Raw genomic sequence first — 5794 nt, forward strand, 5'->3', positions numbered from 1 at the left:
CACCTTCATTGCCCATTATCACGCCGAATCGTGTGTAAACCGTACGGACGCCAAGCTGCTCGGCTTGTTTGGCTGTCTGTTCCCATTCCACGACAACGCTTGCGAGGAAGTCATCGCCAGGTTTGATGGTTTCTTCCGTGAATATGTGCTCTTCCGACGTACCGTAAAAGCCGACTGCTGAGCCGCTGATGAATACATCCGGTTTTTGTTCCATTTGTTCCATCATCCGGATGACTTTTTGCGTTGTATCAATCCGGCTTGAGCGGATGACGGCTTTTTTACGCTCAGTCCAATAACCGAACAACGAATCCCCGGCCAGATTAATCACGGCCTGAATTCTCGGCAGATCTTCAACAGGGTGGTCATAGCTGATGAAGGAAATCTTGTCGGTGTTTGTGTGATTAGCAGGAGTACGTGTCAATATGTAGACAACATGTTCTTTTTCGGTTAGCGCTTTGGTCAAATGCCTGCCGACAAAACCGGTTCCGCCGGTTATCATGATATTCATTTCGCTCACCTCATTTTATTCGATTTTTTTCCTTTAGTATGCGCATTCATCAGGCAATTTTCATGATACAATGGTACCGGAGAGGAGAGGAGAAAATTGTCGAAAATCACCCGGATTACCACACAGAAGAAACATAAGGACCGGTATAATATTTTTCTTGATGATGGCAAAGGTGAAAAGTACGGTTTCAGTATTGATGAAGCCATATTGGTCGAATACCGGCTGCGTAAAAATATGGAACTTGATGATGCAACAATCACGGCACTCATGAGCAAGGACACGCTGCATAAATCATATACCCTCGCCATCAATTTTTTAAGCTACCGGATGCGCACAGAGAAGGAAATCCATGACTATCTCGTTCAAAAAGAAATTGATGAAGAACAGGTCAATCAAATCCTGAAAAAACTCACGGCTGAAGGACTGATTGATGATAAGCAATTTGCCGATGCGTTTGTCAGGACGCGGCTACATACATCAAGTAAAGGACCAATGCTCATCAGACAGGAGTTGTTGCAAAAAGGCGTTGCTGAAGCGATTGCCGATGAAGCAATTGCTGTGTATACATTCAATATCCAATTTGAAAAGGCCATGAAACTGGCAGAGAAAAAGCTGAGTTCAAGCGGTAAAAAGTCTTTCCGCCAGCAAGTCCAGCAGTTGCAGGGAAGCCTGATGCAAAAAGGATTTTCCGGTGATGTTGTTCAGGCAGTCGTCGCCGAGCTGCAGGATCAAAAAGACGATGATGCCGAATGGGAGGCCCTTGTTACACAAGGCGAAAAGCTCCTCCGCAAACACCAGCAGAAATTAAGTGGCTTCCAGCTGCACAATAAAATGAAAGAGGCCCTTTATCGAAAAGGATTCACGATCGATCTGATTAACACATTTTTGGATGAGCACCTTGATGACTAAACGGACGAGCAGTTTATTGGCGTCAAGCGGGAGTTCGACTCAGTGACAATTAAATCCTGGTTGCTCGGTTGATATCCTTATTATTTGGTTAATAAATTCAATATTTGGTTGATATCCTTATTATTTGGTTGATAAAAGTAATATTTGGTTGATAAAACTAAAATTTGGTTGAGATCCTGGTTATTCGGTTGATAAAACTAAAATTTGGTTGATATCCTGAATATTTGGTTGATAAATTCAATATTCGGTCGATACTCGTAAAATCCGGTTGATATCCGCAATATTCAACCTTTCATCAATACATGCACATACTAAGCAAGTCGCCTATCGATCAATCACAATCTCTTTCCGGCCATCATCCTCATTGAAAATCTGCTCAGCGACAACTTCCGGTCCTTTCAAAACGGATGGGTCTTCCACATGTGATGAATGATCCCAGAACGGCGTGTTCATACCGCCCATGTAAACAGCTGTGATTGTGATCGTTTCATTTGCCCATTCTTTTTGCAGACTTTCCGTAAAGCCTTTAACAGCAAACTTGCTGGCACAATAGATGGATTCGTGCACTTTTCCGCGCAGCCCGGCGGTGGAAATAATCGTTAAAATGCGGCCATTGCTTTCACGGATCAATGGAAGTGCAGACTGAACACACAGGATGCTTCCTTTGACATTTGTGTTGAGTGTTTTCTCGATATCACTGACGCCATAATCTTCCAATGGGCCAAAGATGCCGATTCCAGCATTATTGATAAAAACGTCCAGCTCACCGATTTGCTGAAAGGCAATACTGACTGAAGCCGGCTCCTGAACATCACAAAGGATGATCTCTGCCCGTCCGCCATTGTCATGGATTTCTTTTTGGACCATATGAAGTTTTGTATCATGCCGTCCGAGTAAAAATACCTTATAATCATGATTGGCATATTTCAATGCAAGTGCACGTCCGAGACCGCTCCCTGCTCCTGTGATGGCAACTGTAGACATTCCATATCCCCTTCCAAAATCATAGGTCTTATGATTTCTATTTTCCTAAACTATTGGTAAAATGTAAACTGATTAGAGAAGGGAGCATCGCATAATGGATAATTTCCGATATAGTGATTATACAGTCGAGCAGCTGCGCGAAGAAGTGGGAAAGCTGAAAGAAAAAGCACAGAAAGCTGAACAGCTTGGAAATATCAGTGAAGTAGCCATTAATGAGCGTAAAATGCAAGTTGCCATTGCTTATATGATGAATCCGGATGATTTTTCACCCCAGGAAATATATGAATTGAAAGGCGATCCCGGCTATAAATTCAAAATTAATTATATAAACGGTGTGTTCGCCTGGGGGCACCGCGTCAATTTATTGAATGAAGTTCATGAAAAAGAGGAGGCACTTCCGATTTCATTGCTGGGGGATAAGGTCGAGGATTAGACACGCCGCCTCTTTTTATTAAAAAAAGAAACCGGCCGAATTCGCCGATTTCTCTGCGCTCAATAGGCAATCATTCATTCCGTCAGCCCGGATTGTCGCCGATTTCGAGCTTATTCCGCAGTTTTTGCTCGGAAAAGATCCAGCCTGTATAGGATGTCATGATGCGCATGTTGTCATCAATCTGGACGACTGCGACAAATGGGTAACGCTCATTTGACCGGTACCGCAGATCAATGAACCGTATTTCAGTAAAGTCATCATAATCATTTACTTCCCAGCGGTAAACCGGGGAAAATGATAAGAATGCTGCAATATTGCTATCTTGTTTAGCCAGGCGGAACAGCTCATTGTCAGGCAATGGAATTTTTTCAAACTGGTCGACAATTTCAATATGGCCGTCTTTGACCGACCCTACATAAAAATAATCGGATGTTGTGATTGCAACTCGCCAGTGATTTTGTTTAATGGTCGGGGAAGTTACTATTTGCTCAATATTCGGGTAGTATTCCCTGATCTTTCGTTCGATTTCCCGTTTATCCATATAACGCTTCACGTAGTACAGGGCAATCACACCATAAATGACGAGGAACGTATATCCCGGATTGGCACCAAGCATCCAGGCAACAATCCCACCGATATGGAGCAGAAAAATATATGGATCAAACGTATTGATAAACCCTTTTGCTACCCATTTATTGGAAAATGGACGATATGCTTGTGTCCCATAAGCATTGGGAATATCGACAAGCACATGAAGGACAACCGCAAGCGCCGTCCATGCCCATAAGTGCCAAAAATTGACATTCGGCACAATCATATGAATGATACCTGCTATTAAAATCCCCCACATGATAACAGCGGGTATGGAATGTGTCGCTCCGCGGTGATGTCGTATATATTCAGCGTTATTACGCAGTTTCAATAAGGTATCGAAATCCGGTGCATGTGAACCGATAACAGTTCCGACCAGTACTGTGCTGAATAAAGCCGGATCATTTTGCACGGCGGGATCAAGCGTGGCCAGTCCGCCAATTGCAACGCCCATGACGATATGGGTGCCTGTGTCCATAAGTTGAATTCCTCCTTAGAAGGATGCAAGATGATTTTTATGATGGATGGTCTCATATATACGAACGAATACTTTCCTTATTAGAGAAAATTAAGTTTTCACTAAAATGGCCTGTTGGCGGCCAGTTCTTTTTAATTGTATCACAAAGGATGTAATAAATGACTGAAAAAATATTACAGAAATTCAACATCGACGCATTCCAGAAAAAACTAATTGAGTGGTTTCAAGACAACAAACGTGACTTGCCGTGGCGACATGACCAGGATCCATATAAAGTATGGGTATCTGAAATCATGCTTCAGCAGACCCAGGTTGACACTGTTATCCCTTATTTTCAACGGTTTATTGCAAAATATCCGAGTCTTTACGATTTAGCATATGCCGACGAGCAGGAAGTATTAAAAATGTGGGAAGGACTTGGTTATTATTCCCGTGTGCGAAATCTGCAAAACGCAGTCCGGGAAGTGGTTGACGAATATGGCGGTGAAGTGCCTGATGATCCAAAAAAATTGGGAAAGCTTAAAGGTGTTGGTCCGTATACTAAAGGCGCCATTTTGTCCATTGCATTTGACCAGCCGCAGCCAGCTGTTGATGGCAATGTGATGCGGGTCCTTTCGCGTGTTCTGAAAATTGAGGACGATATCGCTCAGCCCAAAGTAAAAAAACAATTCGAAGGTTATGCCGAGGCGCTTATTTCCCATGATGATCCGTCTTCATTCAATCAGGGCCTCATGGAACTTGGTGCACTCGTTTGTACGCCAAAAGAACCGATGTGCATGTTTTGTCCGGTCCAGGAGCATTGCCTCGCTTTTCAGGAAGGGCTTGAAGAGAATCTGCCTGTCAAATCCAAAGCAAAAAAACAGAAAAAAATTCATTATACCGTGCTTTTAATTCGCAATGGAAAAAACGAATGCCTGATTGAAAAGCGTCCGGATAACGGCCTGCTGGCAAACATGTGGCAATTTCCGATGGTGCCGGTGGATGAAATCGGCAGGGATCATATGGCAAACTGGTTTCAGATGGAATATGGCATCGACGTTGAGCTATCAGCCAAAAAAGGCGATCTCAAGCATGTCTTTACTCATATTATCTGGCAGCTCGAGGTTGTCGAAGCGAGAACAAAAAGTGATCAAGCAGAAGATGAACGGCTATGTTTTGTCAGCCGTGACGAATTGGACGATTACCCGTTTCCAGTTTCCCATCAGAAGATGATGCAGTACCTATAAGCCGGATCCGCAGTCAATCTTTTTGACGTTTTTCCATTTTATACCTCAACATGTTGAATTTGACACTGACTAAGCTGGATAACAGCGTTCAAAATGGAAAAAGTAATGACTGCGGAGGTGATACTGATGGCTAAAAATCAACAGCCAAACAAAACATCTGCTGGTACCAACGTACAGAAAGTAAAACAGCAAAACCAGCAGGCACAACAAGGGCAAGGTCAGTACGGTACTGAGTTTGCATCTGAAACAGACGCACAATCAGTCAGACAGAAAAACCAAAAATCACAACAAAAAAAGAAATAACGCAGCCATCCCCGATTTTAGATGCTGAAGGGCTCCCTCCCTCAGGGAGCTCTTTTTAATGTTGATAAGGCCTTGAGCCTGTCCGGTCGTTTCCCTTTGTAAATTTTGCTTTTAAATTTATAATGACTGATAAGGGATCTTATGAGACTGTTGCAACAAACAATGGTTAGGAGAGATAAAATGGCCGATCCAACATCAGGGTCAATCATCCAAATACATAGCTAGGGACTGCTGAACGATTTTCAAACAGCCCATTTTAGTTCTACAGAATTTCCGAAAAAGCGTTGGAAAAAATAATAAAAAAGAAGGCGGAGTCTGCGCTCCAGGTTCATTACCAGCAGTTGTATGGAAATGACCGTTTC

The 5794-nt window shown here is 43.0% G+C and carries 7 protein-coding genes; 4 read left to right on the forward strand and 3 right to left on the reverse strand.

The window, feature by feature from the left end:
* The coding region (locus VK080_RS15325; protein ID WP_324225645.1) for an NAD-dependent epimerase/dehydratase family protein at positions 1-508 on the reverse strand (508 nt) is incomplete at its 3' end.
* 96 nt (positions 509-604) lie between these two features.
* Here VK080_RS15325 and recX point away from each other — a divergent pair.
* Positions 605-1417 carry a recombination regulator RecX gene (gene recX, locus VK080_RS15330; protein ID WP_324225646.1) on the forward strand — a complete coding sequence of 271 codons (813 nt, stop codon included), beginning with the start codon at positions 605-607 and terminating at the stop codon, positions 1415-1417.
* A 324-nt stretch (positions 1418-1741) separates the two neighbouring features.
* Here recX and VK080_RS15335 read toward each other — a convergent pair whose 3' ends face one another.
* A complete protein-coding gene (locus tag VK080_RS15335; RefSeq protein WP_324225647.1) occupies positions 1742-2401 on the reverse strand; it encodes an SDR family oxidoreductase in 660 nt (219 codons plus the stop codon).
* A gap of 94 nt (positions 2402-2495) precedes the next feature.
* On the opposite strand from VK080_RS15335, the gene VK080_RS15340 reads away from it, so the two are divergent.
* Complete coding sequence (locus VK080_RS15340; protein WP_324225648.1) at positions 2496-2834, forward strand: YfhH family protein; 339 nt, start codon at positions 2496-2498, stop codon at positions 2832-2834.
* An 82-nt stretch (positions 2835-2916) separates the two neighbouring features.
* Here VK080_RS15340 and VK080_RS15345 read toward each other — a convergent pair whose 3' ends face one another.
* Positions 2917-3903 (reverse strand): metal-dependent hydrolase, encoded by a 987-nt coding sequence (locus VK080_RS15345; RefSeq protein WP_324225649.1) that lies wholly within the window; start codon positions 3901-3903, stop codon positions 2917-2919.
* A gap of 158 nt (positions 3904-4061) precedes the next feature.
* On the opposite strand from VK080_RS15345, the gene mutY reads away from it, so the two are divergent.
* Both mutY and VK080_RS15355 read left to right on the forward strand, forming a co-directional pair.
* Complete coding sequence (mutY, locus tag VK080_RS15350; protein ID WP_324225650.1) at positions 4062-5129, forward strand: A/G-specific adenine glycosylase; 1068 nt, start codon at positions 4062-4064, stop codon at positions 5127-5129.
* Between the two features lie 126 nt (positions 5130-5255).
* Positions 5256-5432 (forward strand): gamma-type small acid-soluble spore protein, encoded by a 177-nt coding sequence (locus VK080_RS15355; RefSeq protein ID WP_324225651.1) that lies wholly within the window; start codon positions 5256-5258, stop codon positions 5430-5432.
* Positions 5433-5794 lie beyond the last annotated feature (362 nt).

It is taken from the genome of Lentibacillus sp. (genome assembly GCF_035301925.1).
GTDB lineage: Bacteria > Bacillota > Bacilli > Bacillales > Amphibacillaceae > Lentibacillus.

Bases quoted from the DNA above. Each gene is read 5' to 3' on its own strand.
- VK080_RS15335 (WP_324225647.1), bottom strand. From the start codon at position 2,401: ATGTCTACAGTTGCCATCACAGGAGCAGGGAGCGGTCTCGGACGTGCA.
- VK080_RS15340 (WP_324225648.1), top strand. From the start codon at position 2,496: ATGGATAATTTCCGATATAGTGATTATACAGTCGAGCAGCTGCGCGAA.
- VK080_RS15345 (WP_324225649.1), bottom strand. From the start codon at position 3,903: ATGGACACAGGCACCCATATCGTCATGGGCGTTGCAATTGGCGGACTG.
- mutY (WP_324225650.1), top strand. From the start codon at position 4,062: ATGACTGAAAAAATATTACAGAAATTCAACATCGACGCATTCCAGAAA.
- VK080_RS15355 (WP_324225651.1), top strand. From the start codon at position 5,256: ATGGCTAAAAATCAACAGCCAAACAAAACATCTGCTGGTACCAACGTA.